We start from the raw sequence: 21,951 nt of genomic DNA, 5'->3' as shown, positions 1-21,951 counted from the left end.
GACAATAGTATTTCATATATATATATTTTACAACATAAGTAGAGAAAAAGGGAAAGGATGAAACTCCAGCAATTGCCAAGATAACACACATCCTTCCCCCTTTTTATTATTCACTGCTTTTAGCAGACCAATATTCTATCTAATACTAGTCAATCTCTATGAGTCTGGAAAATAATATCTTTAATAGTCACTTTTGTGTTGGCAGGGTTTCCACCAAAGTCAAAGACTAAAGATATAGCATGCATTTCTTTAGGTGCCTTTATCTTTGCAACCCAGAACTTATTATCTTCATTACCCAGCAAATCGGTCTGCTTTGCAAAGAAGAAATTATCATCATGCTTGATGTCTGGTTCATCTGTCTGAACCAACTTCACGGTTACCCCCTTCAAATCAACAGTGGGATTCAAAATGACACAGAAATCATAAGTAGTTTCTGTATCAGCCGACAAATCCGTACTGAACGAGAACTGGTTCTGCCATTGTGCCTCGGTAGCATCAGGGAAAGTAAGTGTATAAGCATTTCCATCTACTGCTAAATCAGGGTTAGGTCGAGCACTCCAATCCGGGTTTGCATAGAAGAAAGTATTGGTAAAGGTTGCCCCGTTCCAAAGATTGTCTTCACTATCCACCTTCACCCAAGAAGGTTCAGGCTCTTGTACTTCGGGAATTTCCGTACCGTCATCATTAGCATGGTCTTTCAAAACGAAACTCTCCAACGTAATCTCTGTATTTGCCGCATTGCCGCCAAAATCGAATGCAAACTTCAAATCGGTAATATCCACACCAGGAACATTGCTGAACCATATGCACTTAGGTTCGTTGGCATCCAAAGACACTCGCTGCATATTGATAAACGTATTGTCATCACCCTTCTGCTGTACTTTCACCGTCACACCCGGATGAGCGGTAGTAGAAGTGATTATCACAGAGAAATCATAGGTCTTATCTGCCGGCAAAGCGACTACCTTGTCAAGTTCCACATGCATCTGAGCCTGCCACTGGTCAGTAGTAGCCTCAGGCAAGGAAACCACGAATGCACCATTCTGATAAGTATATTTCGGGTCAGCAATCTGAGCCCATCCCGGAGCATACCAGAAAGAAGCCACATTGAAAGTCACTCCCTTAAACATGTTGAAATCACTATCTTCCACAAAACCACCAAAACCGTTCATAATGGTCTTCTCAATCTCAAAAGTTTTGGTTACCGAACCATCACTGATACCATTTGCGTTCTTTACTTTACATTCTACTGTATATGAACCTTTTTTACGATAATATTTGGAAAAGCCATATGAGGCTTGATAAGCGCCGTCAATTATCCAAATTGGAGACACTCCAGGAGCAGAAGTAAATTCAAAGTTTGCATAATTGGTTGTCTGATCTACAGTAACTTTAAAGTTATCAGTATAATCCGATGCTTGTGGGATATTGCCATTGGCTCCCGTAAAATCTTCAGGCGAACATGAAGTCATTGCAAAACCAGCAACCAACACGCCTGCCATATATTTAAATATATTTTTCATATCAATTATTTGTTAATGGAGTTATGGTAAACTATTTATAAGCATTTTGAACCAAAGCCGGATCGGAATCCAACTCTCCCTGTGCAATAGGAATATATTTCTTCTTTGCAGTCCAAGAATTAGTACGGTAACCATATTGATCGGGGATCAGTGCAGTAGTAGCCTTATTGCTGGCTGATGCTCCACTGATTCCTTCAGCACGTACCAAATCAAAATACCGCTTGCCTTCACCTACAAATTCCAAACGACGTTCTGTAAGTACATCGTCAACCGTAACGTTTGCAAGTTCAGCCAAACCGGCACGGGTGCGAACTTCGTTCAACCATGTCTTAGCCTCACCTGTACCACTTCCACCTGTACGAAGAGAAAGTTCTGCAGCATTTAGTAATGTCTCAGCATAACGATAATAACGATAATTGTTATTATAGTTCAAATTCTGGTCACCGGAAGACTGCTTGAAGTTCTTATCATACGGACGATATTTTTGTAACCAAATATGAGTATCTTGATAACGTTTCGTATATTCTACATCTTCGGCAATCACCCAGCAAGTTGCATCACGACGTTTGTCTTGCTCACTAAACATTTGATAAGTTTCAAGACGCATGGGCATAAATCCCCAGCCATCATTACCCTTTGACCAACCATCATCACCTGGGAAAGAGTTAGGAGAAATCAGAGTAGGAAGCACTGTACCACCAACAGCTAACGGACTTCCCCAGCCACGTTCGTTATTAGTTTGCTCATAATTAATTTCCCAGATAGATTCGTCACACCATTCGCCTTCCGTTTCCCAGATGTTGGCAAAACTAGGATTCAATCTAAAGCTAGGACTATCAATAAGCTCCTTCATATAACCTAAAGCTTTTGAGAAACGACTTTCATCATTCTGATACATTACCATTTCAGCATATACCATATAAGCCATAGCTTGAGTGACACGTCCCAACTGACCTTCGTCGTCAACTTCTTTACCTTCTTTGATTGTTTTATAATATTTCAAAGGTAACACCTTAGAGTCAATTACAGCTTCAAGTTCCGCAATCAACTCAGCATAAACCTGATCTGCAGTATATTGTGGAGCCGTATAAGGAGGTTCAGAAAGATTCTCCAAATAGAAAGGTACATTACCAAAATAATGCCATAACATGTTATAATAGAAAACACGCAGTAAACGAGCTTGCATCTCATAGAGTTTACGATTAGCCTCAGTAACATCAGTACCCCAATCAAGATACTTCAGTAAGTCATTACAACGTTTGATACCAGAATAGTCCACTGTCCAAAGAGAGCCAAGTGTATTATTTTCATTAGCCTCATAATTAAACAACATATGCCAATTCTGCATATCGGTCTTGGTTGCACCACCTACCCAAAAGTTATCACCCATAATTTCACCGTCAATATTCAAGGCATTGTATTGTCCCAATCCCCAATCTGGCCAATGGAGAGGGTCATAAGCTGCAATCAGAGCTTCCTGAATATGCTCATCCGTAGTATAATAATCTTCCAATGGTTCACCTGTCGGATTTTCCACCTCAAGAAAACTGTCACTGCAACCGGTAGTCAACACTGTAGCGGCAGCAAGTAAGCCTATTGCTAATATTTTATTTGTTTTCATATAGTTCTTATTTTTAGATTAGAAAGAAACATTTACACCTACTGTATATGTGCGAGCCTGCGGATAAATACCACGGTCAACACCAAGAGAAGTTGCACCTGAAGAAATTTCAGGATCAAATCCCCAATATTTGGTCCAAGTCACAAGATTTTCAGCTTGCACATACACACGCAGACGTTCAATAGTAAGTTTGCGAGTAAGAGTCTTAGGCAATGTATATCCCAAAGTAATATTCTTAAGACGAAGATATGAACCATCACAAACATAAAGATCAGATACCATCCAGTTCGTTGCATTACCGACAGCCAGACGAGGATACTTATTAGAAGTACCTTCACCAGTCCAACGTCCCAACATCCAAGAAGGATAGTTACCAGAAGCAACATCTGTACGATAAGTGCCATCAAACACATCAGCACCAGCTACACCTTGGAAGAAAATATTAAAATCAAAGCCTTTCCAATCAGCATTAAGATTCAAACCATAAGTCCAATCCGGAGTACCATTACCAATGTTAGTACGGTCATCTGCCGAGATGCTACCATCACCATTTACATCCACAAAACGTGTATCACCAGGAACCGCATCCGGCATAATCATTTTACCATCTTTATTAACATAAGCACGAACTTCATCCATATTCTGGAAAACACCGTCAGTCTTGTAACCATAGAAATAGGGGAAAGGTTGTCCGTTAGAACCGCGTGTACCACCACCAGAGAATCCTTGAATACCATCTAAATCCATATAGCCAGTATCATTTCCCAAGTTCTTCAATTCATTTTTAAGATAAGTAGCATTTCCCTTTACTGCAAATTTAGCATCAGCAATATTCCATTTATAGCCAAGTTCAAACTCAAAACCACTATTTTCCATATCACCTACGTTACCAAGAGGTTTAGTTTCACCTACATAACTCGGGATAGGCATCGTAATAATCATACCATTGGTTTTCTTTATGTAATAGTCAGCACTGAATGTTAAAGCATTATTAAAGAATCCCAAATCAATACCTAAGTCGGTTTGCTCACTCTCTTCCCATTTCAAATCAGGATTTGCCAAACGTTGTGCTTTAGAACCATTCCATTTGATGGCATCTTTACCCAAAAGGACATTGTTACCCATGGCCGTCAATGAAGTATAACCAAATTCGGCTATGTTATCATTACCATTCTTACCCCAACTGGCACGAACCTTTAAGTTAGACAACCATTCTCGCGTATCAGCCATAAACTCTTCATTTGTCACATTCCATCCCACAGATACTGAAGGGAACGTACCATATTTATTATTAATACCAAAACGACTTGAACCATCACGACGGATTGTAGCCTGAATCATATAGCGTTCATTATAGTTATAACTCAAACGAGCAAACATAGACGACATTCTATGTTCTGTATAAGGACCTCCATAAACGCCATACTGAACTGTAGCACCAGTAATATTACCATCTGCATCCTTTGTATATTCAACATTCCCTGTAGCATAATCAATAGAAGGTTTATTAGGATTCACCAGATTCCAACGGTTACCACCAAGTTGATCTCCCTTATATTTAAGGGCAGACTGTCCTAATACAACACCAAATGTATGTTTGCCGATAGTTTTGTCATAAGTTAATGTGTTTTCAATCTGCCATGTCACATTCTGTGCCTTGAATGAAGATGCATTAGTATGTGTTGCCTTATTATTAGCTGAGAGATAATACTTGCTCTTAGTAGCCCCTTCATTACCCCAAAATCCCATATCAGCACTATAATTGAAGTGATACTTCAAATTATCCCACAATTGAAGATCAATAGAAAACTTTGGAACAAACTTATGCGACCAATTCTTTGTAGGAGTCAATGTCATCATAGCCAGCGGATTATTCATTTCCTGATAAGCTCCTCCATAGCCAGGTACTGTATAAGGATCACCATTTGCATCACGAGGCAAATCAAAATCTTTATAAGTTTCAATCATCTTTTCAGCTGCATCACCAGTCAATGTAGGGGTCAAAATAGGAGACAGATAAAGAGCCGATCCCAAAATTGAACCGAATTCAGAGTTAGTACCAACACCTGTTGAATGCGTACGCATATAAGCCAAATTTACACCTAAATCCAATTTATTAAGGAAACCGCGTTCTTTAGATGCATCAATTAGATTATATTGAGTATTGGAACGAATAGTCAAACGGTCATAATTAGAATGTCCGTGATTACCACCAACAATACCATCTTGTGAATAATACCCCAAAGACAAATAATAATTTACTTTTTCTGATGCACCACTAACTGTCACATCATGATTCACTACCGGAGCATTGTCATAGAAAACAAGATCTTGCCAATCAGTACCAAACCCTTTGATAGAATTTCCATTAGCATCAATCAAATTATAAGGATCTGCATAAATTGGAGCCTGACCACCATTCACATTGGCTTCATTCTGAAGGATAGCATAGTCTGTCGCACTAGTCACATCACGTCTCTTCCATGCACTCTGCCAGCCATAAGAAAAATTGTAATTAATTTGTGCCTTACCCATCTTACCTTTTTTGGTAGTTACTAGAATAACGCCATTAGCAGCACGCGCACCATAGATAGCACCAGAAGCAGCATCTTTCAACACTTCGATAGACTCGATATCATTAGGATTTACAAAATCAAGACCACCCCCAATAGGCATACCGTCTACAATGTAGAGCGGATCACTATTGTTGATAGTACCAATACCACGTACACGTACACGAGGAGAATCACCCGGCTGACCAGAAGCTGAAGTTACATCCACACCTGCAGCCAAACCTTTCAATGCATTATCCATACGCACCGGAGATTTGTTTTCCAAATCCTCACTACTAACTTTGGCAATAGATGCTGTTACCACACTTTTTTTCTGAACACCATACCCCACCACTACTACTTCGTCCAGCGTTTCTGAATCTTCCTGAAGAACTATTTTCAAGGAATTTTTTCCATTTACCGCTACTTCTTGTGACTTAAAACCAATATAGGTAATAGAAAGTGTTGCGTCGGCAGGAACCGACAATGTAAAATTACCGTCCAAATCAGTAATTCCACCATTGGTAGTTCCTTTAACTACCACATTTACTCCAGGCAACGGTTCATTATCCGAACCGCTTACCACTGTACCTTTTACCTGTATATTTTGGGCATATACAGAAGCCAAGGTAAAGCTTAACAGAAATAAAACTGATAATAACTTTTTCATAAGTTTTACTAAATTAAGATTAACGTTTCTCGGTTTTGTTCTCAATCGAACAGTGCAAACATAGAGTAAAAGCAAATAAAACAAATAAGAAACAATCATTCTTAAATACGTCAAATACAAAATTCAAATACGTTATCAATACGTCATTAGCAAATAACTTATTAATAATCAATAGTTAACATATACTTTTAAGTATTACGTCACAATATGTTATAGAACACAAAAGGGAGAAATTTAACATTCCTCCCTTCCATGCACTTCCTTCTTTTAAAGGAAGTTAATATCTAAAGGCTACAGTTTATTGCTTAAATAATCCGTCAAACTATCCTCTCTCTCTAAAGCGAACTTCTTACGAAGACGATAACGGATTGTTTCAACTCCACGAACCGAAATGTTCAACAGAGGCGCTATTTCTTTCGTGGAAAGATTCATCTTTAGATAAGCGCACATCATGCGTTCGTTGTGGGAAAGTTCAGGATGCTTGGCATGAAGACGTTTCATAAAATTGTTATGTATCAAATCGAACTGGTCTTCAATACGCTTCAAAACCTCATCACTCTGTATATTACCGTCTATTTTATTATTAATAAGTATGAGTTGCTGTTTTCCTTCCCGAGCCCCCTCACCCTTCAGCAAGGCGGATACTTTAAGTATTTCTGACTTGATTTCAGTCAGCATTTCATTCTTACGGACAAAGTTTATCATCAGATTGGCCATTTCCTGGCTCTTATGTTGCAAATCGTATTCCAATTTTTCTTTCTCCAGCTGCATAATCTGCTTTTCCTGACGAGCTTTCTCCTCTTCGTACTCCCTTTCCATATCGTGCAACTCTTTGTCCTTCTCGACCACCGCCTGCTGTTTCTTCCGCTTTACACGGACATCATCCCAGCGGTAGACATACCATAAGGCAAGCAAAGCCAAGATGATATAACAAACGTATGCAGCAGCACTACGATACCACGGCGGAAGTATACGGAAAGCGATTGTATCCGATGATGTCGTACCGTCAGGAAAGACCGCTTTAACTTCAAACGTATATTCACCTTCCGACAAGCTGCTATACTCCTTGGTACGTACCGTTGTGAAATCGGACCAGCTCCCTTTATTCAGACGATATTGAAAACGGATATCATCTCCTACCGCAAAGAAAGAAAGGGCATAGTCAAAACGAACGGAATTCATGGAATAAGCTATCACCGGAACCGGCTTCTCTCCTAAAAAGTTTGCGGTATATACCAATGAATCCTTGGGATAAGACAGATACATGTTCCTTATATATAAGGAATGGCTACGATCCTGACGCTCCCTTACGGCCGGGATACTGAATAAAGCGAAACCTCCTTCATTAGGAACCACCATCAGCGAATCTGAAAGAGGAATAATCGTTTCAAAACCGGGTACCAGTTCAATCAGCGATTGCTGGATGGGATTAATGCTTGTATTCGCCCCCCGCTTATAGGTACCCAGATTGGCAATACAGATTTCGTGAGGGCTCAAACTAATCAGCTTATCGTGATACTCCAAGACACGCGAATAGGCCGCGGTGCCATTCAAAAGGTTGTTCATATCCGGACAAGGCTCCATGACATCTTTATGAGGATTATGCTTATAGATTCCCCGGGGAGTGGCAAAATACACTCGGTCTTCTATCTTCGCTATATACATATCACGTCCTACCGGAAAACCATCCTTCGCGCTATATTCCTTTATACGGACAGCTTTTGTCAAATCATTATCCAAATCCACACGGGTAACGTGGTCTGTATTGTACACCCAAATCACCTTATCGCTTTCCTGCTCAAAAAGACGGCAAGAATCGTTCACACCCTCAATCTTGCCAACCACCTGCCATTCTCCATTCTTTTTCCCAACCAAATAAATACCGCTATATACCCCGACATACATAAGGTCCGTACGTCCTGCCACAAGTTGGCAACACCAGGCACCGGCAATATCCGTCACGCGTTTTACGGAAGTACCATTGATAAGGAAAATACCACGGTCGTGCAGACAGAAGAGTTCATCACCTATACGGCAAAGGTTCCAGACCTGTCCGCTGGATTGGGGCATCGGACGGACATCCGGCAAATCGCCGTTCATCTGTACCGGATAAGAGGTGTAATACAAACCCCGATTGGTACCTAAATAAAGATAGCCGCCTTCTACCGCCGCCGTATATCCCGTGCCGTAGGAATAAGGATAGGAATAGAGATTCGTAAAAGGAGAACTCAGACAGACGTAGTCAATGCCGCTATCCAGACCGGCCCAGAGGTTTCCGGTCGTATCGAAGGAGACAGAAAGCACCGTATTGTTACGCAAACCGTTGTTCTCATTGAAATATTTCAGTTGCATGGTGCTGCAATCCACCAGTACCAATCCTTTATGAATGGTTCCCAAGGCAATCTTATCGTCCTTTTGGGCCACACAAAAGACTTCATTCTCACGCATAAACTCTTCGGCACCGGTGATAAATGGTTCCATCGTACGCCCGTCACAATAGTAAAGTCCGTTGTATGCAGTCACCACCAGAACACCTTTCTTATAAGGTATAATGCCACGGATACGTTTGGAAGCTAACGCATCGGCCCCCTGAAGAGGGAAAAAAGTGTTTCCAACCAAAAGCCATACACCTCTGTCCGTACCGATGTAAAGAATACCATTGACCATATTGGAACAGTCTATCTTGGCATTCATTTCAATGGCGGTATATTTTCCGTTCAGGTACTTCACCACGCACCCGTCCCCTTGGAAATACAAGATATTGTCAGTCTCATGGATGCCCCACACGTTTCCAAGAAAACGAACGGAGCTCTCCAAAGTATCGGACAGGCAATGATAGGCCAAAGAACCGTCCGCATCCGGTTCATAATAGCCGAACTCATTGATGCCTCCCACATAAATTCTTTTTTGGGTGGCAGAAGCCAGAACGGAACGCACATCGGAAGCATTGTTCAATGGAAACACGTTCCAGACATTGCCATCAAATTGCACCATACCGTTCTTGTTGGCGAAATATACCCACTTGTCATCATAGGGTGCTATCTGCCAAGTCTGGGTTCCCTTGCCATAAACGCTTTTATCAAAATTGACGATAAAGCTATTCCAGCCGGCAATTGCTTCGACCAAAGGGGGAAAAAGAAAAAGGCAGAAAAAAAGGTAGAATGACAATATGTGTTTGTTCATGCGTATAATGACTATATAGTTAGTTGCACAAAAATAATGCTTATTTTCAAGGTAGCGCACAATAGCCTATCAGTTTTTTCGTCCCCGATTATTATTTTCTTCTCAAATGGCAATCTTTTGCATCACTATACTTTAGATTCCGCTATACTAAGAAGTATTTGTCCACCGTAATGCCGAAAAGAATCCGTACCTCCCCTCCAAAGTATCTATATAAGGAGGCCATGAAGAGGGGGTAGAATAAGGAATCTAAAAAAAACAAATAAAAAAATCGCCACAAGCTATTGCAGATTTCAAAATAATGTCTACCTTTGCAACCGCAAAACGAAAACGGGTAAGTCCTATACGGCCAGCTCCCTTCGAATCCTCCAGGGCTTGATCGCAGCAAAGGTAGTTGGTTGTAGCGGCGCGATATAGCAAGCTTACCCACCCGCCTCTTTAGCTCAGTTGGCCAGAGCACGTGATTTGTAATCTCGGGGTCGTTGGTTCGAATCCGACAAGAGGCTCAGAAAAAGAAAAGGTGATACGAAATGTATCACCTTTTCTTTTTTAATTAATAATGAAAAATTAAAGAATTAAAAATTAAAATCTACACATCGGCTTGCCCTTGAATCCAACTATATTTGTACCTTTGCACATTATTTCTAAGAAAGATGGCAGAAAATAGAGGTTACATGCAACGATACGCAATGCTGTTCGGTACCTATATGGGAGGTTTTTGGATATTGAAGTTCATACTCTTTCCGGTGGGACTGTCGGTTCCTTTTTTACTTTTCCTTTTCATGGGACTCACGCTATGCGTACCTTTTATGGGATATTATTATGCACGGATGTATCGTAATCAGGTATGCGGAGGCGGCATCAGCTTCCTGCATGCATGGATATTCACCGTTTTCATGTATATGTTTGCCGCGCTGCTTGCCGCCGTGGCACACTACATCTACTTCAGGTTCATAGACCACGGATATGTGATAAACACGTGCGAAACGATGGTAGACACGCTTGCCCAAAGCAACATGCCGGGAATGGATTCGTACATCGCCACCTATCAGGAAGCTCTGGAGACAGCCCGACTGCTCAGCCCTATCGACATTACGCTACAGATGATATCGTCTAATGTGTTTTGGGGGTCGATACTGGCTTTCCCCACCGCCTTGTTCGTGATGAGACGCAAGAAAGACGACGCTCCGGCAGAGTGACGGAACAGTAAAAAGAAATGTTATTTCAATTGTAAATAGAAAAATCATACATCAATGGATATTTCAGTTGTCGTACCACTATATAATGAAGAAGAATCACTCCCCGAATTGTTCGCATGGATTGAGCGGGTGATGAATGCCAACGGCTTTTCATACGAAGTGATTTTCGTTAACGACGGAAGTACCGACCGTTCCTGGCAGGTAATCGAACAATTGCAGGCGCAAGCTCCGGACAAGGTACGGGGCATTAAGTTCCGCCGCAACTACGGGAAGTCGCCGGCATTGTTCTGTGGTTTCGAACAAGCACAAGGCGACGTCGTGATAACCATGGACGCCGACCTGCAGGACAGTCCCGACGAAATACCCGAACTCTACCGCATGATTACCCAAGAGGGGTACGACCTCGTATCGGGCTGGAAGCAGAAACGTTACGACCCGTTGTCGAAGACCCTCCCCACCAAATTGTTCAATGCCACCGCCCGCAAAGTATCGGGCATCAAGAACCTGCACGACTTTAATTGCGGACTGAAGGCATATCGCAAAGAGGTGGTCAAGAATATAGAGGTATACGGCGAAATGCACCGCTACATCCCCTACCTGGCCAAGAACGCCGGCTTCAAGAAAATCGGCGAGAAAGTGGTGCACCACCAGGCACGCAAATACGGAAAGACCAAGTTCGGGCTGAACCGTTTTGTAAACGGGTATCTGGACTTGCTTTCCCTTTGGTTCCTTTCCCGGTTCGGCATCAAGCCCATGCATTTTTTCGGATTGCTGGGTTCATTGATGTTCATCTTCGGCTTCATAGCCGTGGTCATAGTGGGTGCCAGCAAGTTGTACTACATGCACCATGGCATGCCCTACCGCCTTGTGACGGACTCTCCCTACTTCTACCTCTCGCTGACCTCCATGATTATCGGCACACAACTGTTCGTGGCAGGATTCCTCGGAGAGCTGATTTCACGTAATGCCCCGGAACGAAACAAATATCAAATAGAGAAAACCATTTAACGATGAAAAAATTAGTCAGACTTGTCATACTCGGAGCTATCCTTGGCCCGATAGTAAGCATAGCTATCTCCTGTTCGGAAGAGGCCGATTGCTCCATGACGGCACGCCCCATGGTGAATTGCATTCTTTATAGAATAGACCCCGAAACCCAATACGTGGAGAACGACACGCTCGACTCGCTCACCGTGACGGCATACGGCACCGATTCCATCATCATCAACAACCAGAAGAAGGTACACGACATCTCCCTGCCACTGCGCTATACGGAGGATTCCACCAAGCTGATATTCAAGTATAGCCGGACCAAGAGCGACACGATGGTGATACGCCACACCAACACCCCCTATTTCCTATCGATGGATTGCGGCTATCAGATGAAGCAGGCTATCACAAGTATTACGTGTACCCGCATCTCTCTGGATTCGATATATATCAAAGATAATGAAGCAGGCATCTATGGAAAAGAAAATCTTAAGTTATTCTATTAGTCTGGCGCTCTGTCTGCTGACATTCCTCCCCCTACAGGCACAGAACGGGAATCCCACCGTTCCTCCCCAAAGAACAGCCCCAAAGAAGGAAAAGAAGGACACGAAAGAGAAGGAGGTGCACTATCCGTTGTACAACGGCATGTCTGTCGGCGTAGACCTATGGGGAATCGGAGGAGGCCTATTGGGAAGCGACTTCCTAAGTTCTGAAGTGGCCGTAGACGTAAACCTCAAGAACCGCTTCTTCCCTATTGCCGAATTGGGGTATGGCTCGACAGACACCTGGAACGACAAAGGCATACATTACAAAAGCAACGCCCCCTACTTCCGCATAGGAATGGACTATAACACACTATACAAGAAGCAGCACGGACACATGCTGCTTGTAGGCTTGCGTTACGGTGTAAGTAGCTTCAAGTACGATGTAGACGCTTTGGGACTGGACGACCCGATATACGGTGGCATCGTAGGCAATCCGAATCTGGACGACGAGATATGGGGAGGCAGCCTGCCCTATAACCATAAAGGAATGAAAGGCTCCATGCAATGGGCGGAATTTTGTGTCGGTATCCGGGCACACGTCTGGAAGGCATTGTACATGGGCTGGTCACTACGCTTCAAGTTCAAATTGTCCGCCTCGGCCGATGAATACGGTGACCCGTGGTATGTGCCCGGTTTTGGGAAATATGGCTCCAACACGATGGGAGTAACCTATACGATAACTTATAAACTACCTCTTTAAGCGACTTATGACAGGGTTAGAGATTTGGCTACTGGCCGTAGGACTTGCGATGGATTGTTTCGCCGTTTCTATAGCCAGCGGAATTATATTGAAACGCGCCCGGCTGCGCCCTATGCTGGTGATGGCCATCAGTTTCGGCTTTTTCCAGGCTTTGATGCCTCTGCTGGGATGGATAGGCGCCAGTTTTTTCAGTCACCTGATAGAAAGTGTTGACCATTGGATAGCATTCGGCATCCTTGCCTTCCTGGGTGGACGTATGATAATGGAATCCTTCAAGGACGAAGGTTGCAAGCACGAGTATGACCCAACCAGCCTGAAGGTGGTACTCGCTCTGGCTGTGGCAACCAGCATCGATGCATTGGCGGTAGGTGTTTCGTTTGCATTCCTCGGTATCAAGCAATTCTCAGCTATTCTTTCCCCCATCGGCATTATCGGTTTTGTATCATTCGCCTTGTCGATGGTCGGACTGATGTTCGGCATCCGTTTCGGATGTGGCATAGCCCGCAGACTGCGCGCCGAACTTTGGGGAGGCATTATCCTCGTTATCATCGGTACCAAGATATTGATAGAACATCTCTTCTTTTAATTAAAAAGTAAAAAATCAGATAGGATATGGAGAAGAAAGTACAACGGAATTTTTTATGGATTGCCCTGCTGGTACTGGGCACCATCTGGATACTTGCCCGCCACAACCAAGTCACTCCTTATCAGACGGATAACGGACTGATATTCGGTACGGTATATAAAGTGACTTATCAATGTGACCAGAATCTGAAGGCGGAGATAGAAGCGGAACTCAAACGTTTCGACGGTTCTTTGTCCCCTTTCAATGATACGGCGACCATTACGCGCATCAACCGCAACGAGGACATTGTGCCCGACACATTCTTTACCAACGTCTTCCGACGTAGCATGGAAATCTCCCGGGAGACCGATGGTGCCTTCGATATCACCGTTGCCCCTCTTGCCAATGCCTGGGGATTTGGGTTCAAGAAGGGTAACTTCCCCGACTCTGCCATGATAGACAGCCTGCTGGAGATGACAGGATACGAAAAAGTAAAATTGTCCGATGAAGGAAAAGTGGTAAAAGCAGACCCGCGTATAATGCTCTCGTGCAGCGCTGTGGCAAAAGGATATGCAGTAGATGTCATAGCCCAACTCCTGAAGAAGAAGGGTATCCGCAACTTCATGGTCGATATAGGCGGAGAAGTGGTTGTTCACGGGCAAAACCCTCAAAACGGGCTTTGGCGCATCGGTTTGAACAAGCCGATAGACGACTCACTGGCGGTGAACCAAGAATTGCAAGCAGTGCTGCAAGTCACGGATTTAGGCATGGCTACATCGGGCAATTATCGCAACTACTACTATAAAGACGGAAAGAAATATGCGCATACCATTGACCCGCGTACCGGCTATCCGGTACAGCACAGCATCTTGTCCGCCACCGTCATCGCCAAAGATTGCATGAGTGCAGACGCCTATGCCACGGCATTCATGGTGATGGGGCTGGAAGAAGCAGAACGCGTAGCGGATGCACATCCGGATATCGACGCCTGCTTCATTTATACGGATGAAGAAGGAAAGCTTCAAACGTTCTTAACAAAAGGAATGGAGAAGTATATGAGATAATGTGCAAATGCAATTAACCCATCATTTATAAAATACAAAATATACCGCCAGTACCAGACATACAAAAGCGGCAAAATGATTCCAATGCAGCGTTTCCCCCTTGAAAAGGACCGTTGTAAACACCGTAAAGATTATCAAAGTGATTACTTCTTGAATCACTTTGAGTTGCATCAATGAGAACGGACCTCCGTTGCCTAAAAAGCCTATCCGATTGGCCGGAACCTGGCATGAATACTCTGCCAGAGCTATTACCCAGGAAAACAGCACCACGGCATACAACGGCCAGTTGGAGATGACTTTTGTCTCTTGTAGCTTCAGATGCCCATACCAGGCAAACGTCATGAAAATATTAGATACAATCAATAGCAAAATGGTATAAAATGCTTTCATATAGTGATTAATGATTAGTGATTAATGATTGTAGGCAGCAATTCCTCTTGCACATTCGTCATACTCCCCCATAGACTATAGCGTGCCTCAGGATTCATTTCCTCCAATTGTTTCAGAATGCCTTTCATTGTACTGCGGCTGGATTGTGACTCATACGGACAATTCTTCATCTGCTTACGATACCCCTTCACTTGCGCCAACTCCATCAAATCCTCCTCGTGCACCAGACACATCGGACGGATAATCGTCATATCAAACTTCTTCATCACCAGCCGGGGAGGCATGGAGCTGAACGCTCCCTGATAGGTGATGTTCATCAGCAAGGTCTCCAGAATATCATCCATGTGATGGCCTAACGCGATTTTATTGCATCCCTGCTCCTTGGCTACGGTAAACAATGCCTTCCGCCTATTCCATGAGCAAAGGAAACAAGGAGACTTGCGGGTATCGGTCGTGGCATCAAACTCCGTTTCAAAGAGAACAAAAGGCACTCCCCACGACTCTACGTACTCCCTCAGATAGTCTACATCGCTTTGATAAGGTATATTCTTCATCACTACATGTGCAGCGACAACAGAAAAACGGGGTTTATAGACACGGGCACGCCGTGCCAACAATTCCACCAGTGCCAAAGAGTCCTTGCCTCCCGAAAGCCCGATGAGAATCTTATCACCGTCCTCTATCAGCCCATATTCCACCACACCTTTGCTAAACCGCTTGTCTATGCGGCGCAACATCTTTTCTTCTTCAGTAAACTGTGCCATTGATACAATATAAGTTATAGTTATGCAAACCAGCAGTTGCACCCTTATTCAAGGCTGTCCGTCAGCGCTGCATGAGTAAGGTTATCCTCACCTTGCGGATATGTATCCCAAAGCTTGGTCTGTCTGTCCCAAGGTTTGGTCTGTCTATCCCAAGGCTTGGGATAGAACTTTCCCTATACTTCCACACGTTTTAGTACTGGCTCCCGGAACTTTTTCTATATAATGCCAACATCTTTTTTATTAGTATCCAACGGCACGGAATATAGTACGGCTCCGCAAACACTCATATTCCCAACGAGCGGTCTGTCAACTACTGATTCGCATAAGTCATGAGTTATAGCTCTTCCGACTGCAAAAGTAAGGCAAAAGAACGATTTAAAGAAGAATTAACAAAATAGAATTACGGAAACCTGCTTTATTCACGATAAATTTGTATTTTTGACCTACTGAACAAATCAGCATGTATCAATATGAATAAAAAATATATCCTTTTCTTTCTATTCGGCCTTTTAGGCATAACAATTTCCGCACAAAGCCTGGCAGAAGCCAAAGCCTTGTACGAAAAGGGAAAATACGGAGAAGCCAAGCCCGCCTTCAAGAAGCTCGTCAAGACACAACCCGGTAATGGAAATTACAACCTATGGTACGGTGTATGCTGCCTGGAAACCGGCGAACCCGCAGAAGCCTTGAAACACCTGGAAAGCGCCGTCAAAAGACGCGTCCCCAGCGGGCAACTCTATTTGGCCCGGGCATATAATGATTTATATCGGTTCGAAGATGCCATCGAGACTTATGAGGCCTACATTTCCGACCTGAGAAAGAGAAAACGCTCCACCGAAGAGGCCGAACAATTATTGGAAAAAAGCAAATCCAACTTGCGCATGCTGAAAGGTGTGGAAAAGGTTTGCTTCATCGACAGTTTTGTGGTAGACAAGGAAAATTTCCTGGATGCATACAAAATCAGCCCCGAATCGGGCAAGCTGTTCATGTACGACGCCTATTTCAAAGATTCCGGTAAGGAAGGCGGAACCGTATACGAAACGGAGCTGGGCAATAAGCTATATTATAGCGAAATGCAGCCGGACAGCACCCTCAGTATCCTTTCGCGCAACAAATTGCTGGACAAATGGAGTGATGGCAGCTTGTTGCCCGGAAGCATCAACGAGGCCATGAATGCAGACTGCCCTTATGTACTTACGGACGGTATCACTATTTACTATGCCTCGGATGGCCCTGGCTCGATGGGAGGATATGACATTTTCGTCACCCGCTATAATACGAATACCGACTCTTATCTGATGCCGGAAAATGTGGGCATGCCGTTCAATTCGCCCTACAACGACTATATGTACGTCATCGACGAATTCAACGACTTGGGATGGTTTGCCTCCGACCGCTACCAGCCCGAAGGCAAAGTGTGCATCTATGTATTCATTCCCAACTCATCCAAGCAAGTGTACAACTACGAAGGGATGGACCCGGACAAGATGATATCATTGGCGCAACTTCACGCTATCAAGGACACATGGACGGACACCGATGCGGTAGAGGCCGCCCAAGAAAGGCTTCGGACCGCTGCCAACGCAAAGCCGCGGACCACCAAGAAGCACGATTTCCAATTCGTCATTGACGACCACTCTACCTACTACCAGCTGGACGATTTCCGTTCCCCGCAGGCCAAAGCCTTGTATGGCAAATACAATCAGCTGGAGCAGAGCTACAAGCAATTGCAGGAGAAATTGGAAGATATGCGTTCGGAATACTCCCGAGCCAACAAGCAGGAAAAGGACAAGATGTCCGCCGCCATCCTCGACCTGGAGCAACGTGTACGGCAATTGTCCACTGAGATGGAGCAGACTGCCATTCAAGTGCGCAACCAGGAAAAACAAGCCACCAAATAAAGACAACTATGGATATACTCATTATCGCCGCATTGATTATAGGAGCAGTAATCTTGTTCTTAGTGGAATTATTCGTAATTCCGGGCATCAGCGTTGCCGGTTTTCTGGCAGGAGGTTGCATCATCTTTGCCAACTACTATGCCTTTGCCTATATGGGCACCACGGCAGGTGTCATTACGCTTATCATATCTGCCCTGGCTTGTATCGGCTCGTTGATATGGTTCATGCGCTCCAAGACACTCGACAAAATTGCATTGAAAAAAAACATCACCTCCAAAGTAGACCGTAGTGCCGAGGAAAAAGTCAAGGTAGGCGATGTAGGTGTAACCACTACCCGCCTGGCTCTTATCGCTATGCCGAAATCAACGGAGACATCGTGGAAGTAAAGTCATCAGATGGCTTCATGAACGAAAAGACTCCGATTATCGTAGAACGTATTGCCGACGGAGTCCTCTTGGTGGAACGGCTCAAGCAGTGAAATTTCAGAAATCAACCTATTTATAACTAACAATTAATATTTAATCTCATGGATCCAAGCACAATGTATTTAACCGCCTTCCTCATTATAGGAGGCATTATCTTCCTGGTACTTTTCTTCCATTATGTACCGTTCTTCTTGTGGCTATCCGCCAAAGTATCGGGAGTAAACATCTCGCTGGTACAACTTTTCCTGATGCGCATCCGTAATGTTCCTCCTTATATCATTGTGCCCGGCATGATTGAAGCCCATAAAGCAGGATTGCAAAACATCACGCGCGACGAACTGGAAGCGCACTACCTTGCCGGAGGCCACGTAGAGCGGGTGGTGCACGCACTAGTATCCGCCTCTAAAGCCAATATCGAGCTGCCGTTCCAGATGGCAACCGCCATCGACCTTGCCGGCCGTGACGTGTTCGAAGCCGTACAGATGTCCGTTAACCCCAAAGTAATCGATACCCCTCCCGTGACGGCTGTTGCCAAAGACGGTATCCAGTTGATTGCCAAGGCCCGTGTAACGGTGCGCGCCAATATCCGCCAATTGGTGGGAGGTGCCGGAGAAGACACGATTCTGGCCCGTGTAGGAGAAGGTATTGTGTCTTCCATCGGTTCGTCAGAGAATCATAAGTCTGTATTGGAGAATCCGGATTCTATCTCCAAACTGGTATTGCGCAAGGGGTTGGATGCCGGAACAGCATTCGAAATTCTGTCCATTGACATTGCTGATATTGACATAGGTAAGAATATCGGTGCCGCCCTGCAGATAGACCAGGCCAATGCCGACAAGAACATCGCCCAAGCCAAAGCAGAAGAACGCCGCGCCATGGCCGTAGCCACAGAGCAGGAAATGAAGCAAAGGCCCAGGAAGCCCGTGCCAAAGTTATCGAGGCAGAAGCGGAAGTACCCAAGGCCATGGCCGAAGCATTCCGCAACGGCAATCTGGGTATCATGGACTATTACCGGATGAAGAACATAGAAGCAGACACTTCCATGCGCGAAAACATTGCCAAACCGACGACGGGCAATACCAGCCAGCCGTTGAGCAAATAACTCGAAAAGCAACTGACAGAAACGCCGGAACCGGTGAACAAGAATCGGTTCCCGGCGTTTCTATTTATAAACAAAAGATTAAAAGCTCAATCAAATGAAAAAATATTTCGCCTCTTCCGAACTGATCATCAATGAAGACGGTTCTGTATTTCATCTTCACGTAAAGCCCGAATGGCTGGCAGACAAAGTCATCTTGGTAGGTGACCCCGGACGGGTGGCACTGGTTGCCTCCCATTTCGAGAACAAGGAATGTGAAGTGGAAAGCCGCGAATTCAAGACTATCACCGGTACTTACCAGGGAAAACGTATTACGGTGGTTTCCACCGGTATCGGATGTGACAACATCGATATCGTGATGAATGAACTGGATGCCCTGGCAAACATCGACTTCGAAACGCGCGAAGAAAAGCCCCGCCTACGTAGCCTTGAGCTGGTACGTATCGGCACCTGCGGCGGCTTGCAACCCTACACTCCGGTGGGTACATTTGTATGTTCTGAAAAATCCATCGGTTTCGACGGTCTGCTCAACTTCTATGCCGGACGCAACTCCGTGTGCGACCTACCCATGGAGCGTGCCTTCCTCAACCATATGGGATGGTCCGGCAACATGTGTGCCCCTGCCCCCTACGTCATTGATGCAAGTGCTGAACTGATAGACCGCATCGCACAAGACGACATGGTACGTGGCGTAACGATTGCCGCCGGGGGCTTCTTCGGACCTCAAGGACGCGAGTTACGCGTGCCGCTTGCCGACCCGCATCAGAACGAGAAGATTGAAAAATTTGAATACAACGGCTACCGTATCACCAACTTCGAGATGGAAAGTTCTGCCCTGGCAGGCTTGAGCCGTCTGATGGGACACAAGGCCATGACGGTATGCATGGTCATTGCCAACCGCCTGATAAAAGAAGCGAACACGGGATACAAGAATACGATAGATACGCTTATCAAAACAGTACTCGACCGTATCTAAATATCCTTCAGGAAATGCTCCACCCTCTCCTTCAGCAAGTCCTGGGAGTAGGGTTTAGTAATGACTTCATCACATCCTGCCTGACATGCCCGTTGCTGGTCTGTATAGTAGCAATGCCTGCTATGCCCACAATGGGCACAGAGGCAGATTAGGCTTCATAAGCATCTATCCATTATCGATTTGCACAAAGTTACAACAAAAGCCCATAAGTTGAATCGCCATCTCTCTTTTTTTGTAAAGAAACCATTATCTTTGCTGAATAAAAATAAGCCGGATAAAATGAACCAAGATACCATTTGTGCCATAGCCACCGCCCAAGGGGGAGCCATAGGATGCATCCGTGTCTCCGGACCGGATGCCATAGAGATAACATCCCGCATATTTACCCCTGCCGGAAAGGGAAGAAACTGAAGGATGCCAAGCCATACACACTTACCTTCGGTCATATCCATGAAGAAGAAAACATCATAGACGAAGTACTTGTAAGCTTATTCCGTGCCCCCCACTCGTATACGGGCGAGGATAGCACAGAAATCATGTGCCACGGTTCGAGCTATATTCTTCAGAAGGTGTTGCAACTGCTCATCGGCAATGGTTGCCGCCTGGCCGCTCCCGGTGAGTACACGCAACGGGCCTTCTTGGGTGGCAAAATGGACCTAAGCCAGGCCGAAGCCGTGGCCGACCTCATCGCCTCCACCTCTGCCGCCACTCACCGCCTCGCCATGAGCCAGATGCGCGGTGGGTTCAGTAAAGAGCTGGCCTCACTACGCGACCAATTGCTGCACTTCACATCACTCATAGAACTGGAGCTAGACTTCAGCGACCACGAAGAACTGGAATTTGCCGACCGCTCCGAGCTATGTCTCCTGGCAGACGGCATAGAGCAGGTAATTTCCCGTTTAGTGCAATCCTTCAGTGTAGGCAATGCCATCAAGAACGGCGTGCCCGTAGCCATCATCGGCGAAACGAACGCTGGTAAATCCACCCTGCTGAATGCACTACTAAACGAGGAACGAGCCATTGTAAGCGACATACACGGGACAACCCGCGATGTGATAGAAGACACAGTCAATCTTGGCGGGATAACTTTCCGGTTTATTGATACGGCAGGCATACGCGAAACGAGCGACACCATCGAGAACCTAGGAATTGAGCGAACCTTCCAGAAATTGGAGCAAGCGGAAATCGTACTCTGGATAGTTGATGCCACGAATGCCGTCTCACGGATGCCACAACTAACTGCCCAAATACTTCCCCGTTGCGAAGGGAAACGGCTCATTCTCGTATTCAACAAGGCCGATCTGGTGCAGGATGCCTCAACCATCCCCAACCCCAGTTTCACCGTGGCTGCTACTAATGTGCAATGCATCTCCATCTCTGCCAAAGGGCGTACCAACCTCGACAAGCTTCAGCAAATGCTAATCTCTGCCGCTAACCTGCCCACAGTTACCCAAAACGATGTCATTGTCACGAATATACGCCACTACGAAGCTTTGACCCATGCCTTGGAAGCCATCCACCGGGTCCAACAAGGACTAGCAGAAAATCTATCCGGAGATTTTGTTTCACAAGATATCCGCGAATGTATTTTCCATCTAAGCGATATTGCGGGGGAAGTTACGAACGACATGGTACTTGGAAATATTTTTGAACATTTTTGCATCGGCAAATAGGTGGTGATTACCAACGATTAGCATATATCATCAATGATTATTAAGGCGTTCATTTTGAGCGTCTTTCTTTTTAGCCTTATAAGCGATAGTTATCGTTTATAGGGCTTTTTTAGC

General features: G+C 44.8%; 14 protein-coding genes, 1 tRNA gene and 3 pseudogenes. 12 read left to right on the top strand and 6 right to left on the bottom strand.

Annotated features, from left to right (window positions below):
* Positions 1 to 149: 149 nt before the first annotated feature.
* The 4 genes from JCM16496_RS01765 to JCM16496_RS01750 form a co-directional block, all read right to left on the bottom strand.
* Positions 150 to 1,523 carry a hypothetical protein gene (locus JCM16496_RS01765; RefSeq protein WP_025831904.1) on the bottom strand — a complete coding sequence of 458 codons (1,374 nt, stop codon included), beginning with the start codon at positions 1,521 to 1,523 and terminating at the stop codon, positions 150 to 152.
* 31 nt (positions 1,524 to 1,554) lie between these two features.
* The gene (locus JCM16496_RS01760; protein WP_025831903.1) at positions 1,555 to 3,144 is read right to left on the bottom strand and encodes a RagB/SusD family nutrient uptake outer membrane protein; all 1,590 of its coding nucleotides are present in this window, start codon (positions 3,142 to 3,144) and stop codon (positions 1,555 to 1,557) included.
* A gap of 18 nt (positions 3,145 to 3,162) precedes the next feature.
* On the bottom strand, positions 3,163 to 6,366 hold the full coding sequence (locus JCM16496_RS01755) for a SusC/RagA family TonB-linked outer membrane protein (RefSeq protein ID WP_005826839.1): 3,204 nt from the start codon (positions 6,364 to 6,366) through the stop codon (positions 3,163 to 3,165).
* A gap of 291 nt (positions 6,367 to 6,657) precedes the next feature.
* A complete protein-coding gene (locus tag JCM16496_RS01750) occupies positions 6,658 to 9,549 on the bottom strand; it encodes a triple tyrosine motif-containing protein (RefSeq protein WP_025831902.1) in 2,892 nt (963 codons plus the stop codon).
* Between the two features lie 429 nt (positions 9,550 to 9,978).
* On the opposite strand from JCM16496_RS01750, the gene JCM16496_RS01745 reads away from it, so the two are divergent.
* The 7 genes from JCM16496_RS01745 to JCM16496_RS01715 all read left to right on the top strand — a co-directional run bounded on the left by JCM16496_RS01745 (position 9,979) and on the right by JCM16496_RS01715 (position 14,609).
* Positions 9,979 to 10,052, top strand: a tRNA-Thr gene (locus tag JCM16496_RS01745).
* Between the two features lie 147 nt (positions 10,053 to 10,199).
* Positions 10,200 to 10,745 (top strand): DUF4199 domain-containing protein, encoded by a 546-nt coding sequence (locus tag JCM16496_RS01740; protein WP_025831900.1) that lies wholly within the window; start codon positions 10,200 to 10,202, stop codon positions 10,743 to 10,745.
* A gap of 54 nt (positions 10,746 to 10,799) precedes the next feature.
* On the top strand, positions 10,800 to 11,753 hold the full coding sequence (locus JCM16496_RS01735) for a glycosyltransferase family 2 protein (protein WP_025831899.1): 954 nt from the start codon (positions 10,800 to 10,802) through the stop codon (positions 11,751 to 11,753).
* A gap of 2 nt (positions 11,754 to 11,755) precedes the next feature.
* Entirely contained in the window at positions 11,756 to 12,241 is a 486-nt protein-coding gene (locus JCM16496_RS01730; RefSeq protein WP_025831897.1) for a DUF6452 family protein, read from the top strand.
* On the top strand, positions 12,210 to 12,980 hold the full coding sequence (locus tag JCM16496_RS01725; RefSeq protein WP_025831895.1) for a DUF6048 family protein: 771 nt from the start codon (positions 12,210 to 12,212) through the stop codon (positions 12,978 to 12,980). Before JCM16496_RS01730 ends, JCM16496_RS01725 begins: the two co-directional genes overlap by 32 nt.
* 7 nt (positions 12,981 to 12,987) lie before the next feature.
* The gene (locus JCM16496_RS01720; RefSeq protein ID WP_025831893.1) at positions 12,988 to 13,566 is read left to right on the top strand and encodes a manganese efflux pump MntP; all 579 of its coding nucleotides are present in this window, start codon (positions 12,988 to 12,990) and stop codon (positions 13,564 to 13,566) included.
* Positions 13,567 to 13,592: 26 nt separating this feature from the next.
* Entirely contained in the window at positions 13,593 to 14,609 is a 1,017-nt protein-coding gene (locus JCM16496_RS01715) for an FAD:protein FMN transferase (RefSeq protein WP_025831891.1), read from the top strand.
* A gap of 21 nt (positions 14,610 to 14,630) precedes the next feature.
* Here JCM16496_RS01715 and JCM16496_RS01710 read toward each other — a convergent pair whose 3' ends face one another.
* Both JCM16496_RS01710 and JCM16496_RS01705 read right to left on the bottom strand, forming a co-directional pair.
* The gene (locus JCM16496_RS01710; protein WP_005826856.1) at positions 14,631 to 14,999 is read right to left on the bottom strand and encodes a DMT family protein; all 369 of its coding nucleotides are present in this window, start codon (positions 14,997 to 14,999) and stop codon (positions 14,631 to 14,633) included.
* A 14-nt stretch (positions 15,000 to 15,013) separates the two neighbouring features.
* Positions 15,014 to 15,763, bottom strand: a complete 750-nt coding sequence (locus tag JCM16496_RS01705; RefSeq protein WP_025831884.1) for a PP-loop family protein — start codon at positions 15,761 to 15,763, stop codon at positions 15,014 to 15,016.
* 470 nt (positions 15,764 to 16,233) lie between these two features.
* Between JCM16496_RS01705 and JCM16496_RS01700 the strand changes: the two genes are divergently transcribed.
* The 5 genes and pseudogenes from JCM16496_RS01700 (at position 16,234) to mnmE (ending at position 21,837) form a co-directional block, all read left to right on the top strand.
* On the top strand, positions 16,234 to 17,664 hold the full coding sequence (locus JCM16496_RS01700) for a tetratricopeptide repeat protein (RefSeq protein WP_025831883.1): 1,431 nt from the start codon (positions 16,234 to 16,236) through the stop codon (positions 17,662 to 17,664).
* 8 nt (positions 17,665 to 17,672) lie between these two features.
* A pseudogene (locus JCM16496_RS01695) lies at positions 17,673 to 18,142 on the top strand (NfeD family protein).
* 48 nt (positions 18,143 to 18,190) lie between these two features.
* Positions 18,191 to 19,191: pseudogene (floA, locus tag JCM16496_RS01690) on the top strand (flotillin-like protein FloA).
* 94 nt (positions 19,192 to 19,285) lie between these two features.
* On the top strand, positions 19,286 to 20,164 hold the full coding sequence (locus JCM16496_RS01685) for a nucleoside phosphorylase (RefSeq protein ID WP_025831882.1): 879 nt from the start codon (positions 19,286 to 19,288) through the stop codon (positions 20,162 to 20,164).
* 279 nt (positions 20,165 to 20,443) lie between these two features.
* Positions 20,444 to 21,837: pseudogene (gene mnmE, locus JCM16496_RS01680) on the top strand (tRNA uridine-5-carboxymethylaminomethyl(34) synthesis GTPase MnmE).
* The last annotated feature ends 114 nt before the right edge of the window (positions 21,838 to 21,951 follow it).

The organism is Bacteroides rodentium JCM 16496 (assembly GCF_000614125.1).
Lineage (GTDB): Bacteria > Bacteroidota > Bacteroidia > Bacteroidales > Bacteroidaceae > Bacteroides > Bacteroides rodentium.
This window is presented reverse-complemented; position numbering and strand designations above follow the sequence as displayed.

Coding starts and splice junctions, on each gene's coding strand:
- JCM16496_RS01765 (WP_025831904.1), bottom strand. CDS start 1,523: ATGAAAAATATATTTAAATATATGGCAGGCGTGTTGGTTGCTGGTTTT.
- JCM16496_RS01760 (WP_025831903.1), bottom strand. CDS start 3,144: ATGAAAACAAATAAAATATTAGCAATAGGCTTACTTGCTGCCGCTACA.
- JCM16496_RS01755 (WP_005826839.1), bottom strand. CDS start 6,366: ATGAAAAAGTTATTATCAGTTTTATTTCTGTTAAGCTTTACCTTGGCT.
- JCM16496_RS01750 (WP_025831902.1), bottom strand. CDS start 9,549: ATGAACAAACACATATTGTCATTCTACCTTTTTTTCTGCCTTTTTCTT.
- JCM16496_RS01740 (WP_025831900.1), top strand. CDS start 10,200: ATGGCAGAAAATAGAGGTTACATGCAACGATACGCAATGCTGTTCGGT.
- JCM16496_RS01735 (WP_025831899.1), top strand. CDS start 10,800: ATGGATATTTCAGTTGTCGTACCACTATATAATGAAGAAGAATCACTC.
- JCM16496_RS01730 (WP_025831897.1), top strand. CDS start 11,756: ATGAAAAAATTAGTCAGACTTGTCATACTCGGAGCTATCCTTGGCCCG.
- JCM16496_RS01725 (WP_025831895.1), top strand. CDS start 12,210: ATGGAAAAGAAAATCTTAAGTTATTCTATTAGTCTGGCGCTCTGTCTG.
- JCM16496_RS01720 (WP_025831893.1), top strand. CDS start 12,988: ATGACAGGGTTAGAGATTTGGCTACTGGCCGTAGGACTTGCGATGGAT.
- JCM16496_RS01715 (WP_025831891.1), top strand. CDS start 13,593: ATGGAGAAGAAAGTACAACGGAATTTTTTATGGATTGCCCTGCTGGTA.
- JCM16496_RS01710 (WP_005826856.1), bottom strand. CDS start 14,999: ATGAAAGCATTTTATACCATTTTGCTATTGATTGTATCTAATATTTTC.
- JCM16496_RS01705 (WP_025831884.1), bottom strand. CDS start 15,763: ATGGCACAGTTTACTGAAGAAGAAAAGATGTTGCGCCGCATAGACAAG.
- JCM16496_RS01700 (WP_025831883.1), top strand. CDS start 16,234: ATGAATAAAAAATATATCCTTTTCTTTCTATTCGGCCTTTTAGGCATA.
- JCM16496_RS01685 (WP_025831882.1), top strand. CDS start 19,286: ATGAAAAAATATTTCGCCTCTTCCGAACTGATCATCAATGAAGACGGT.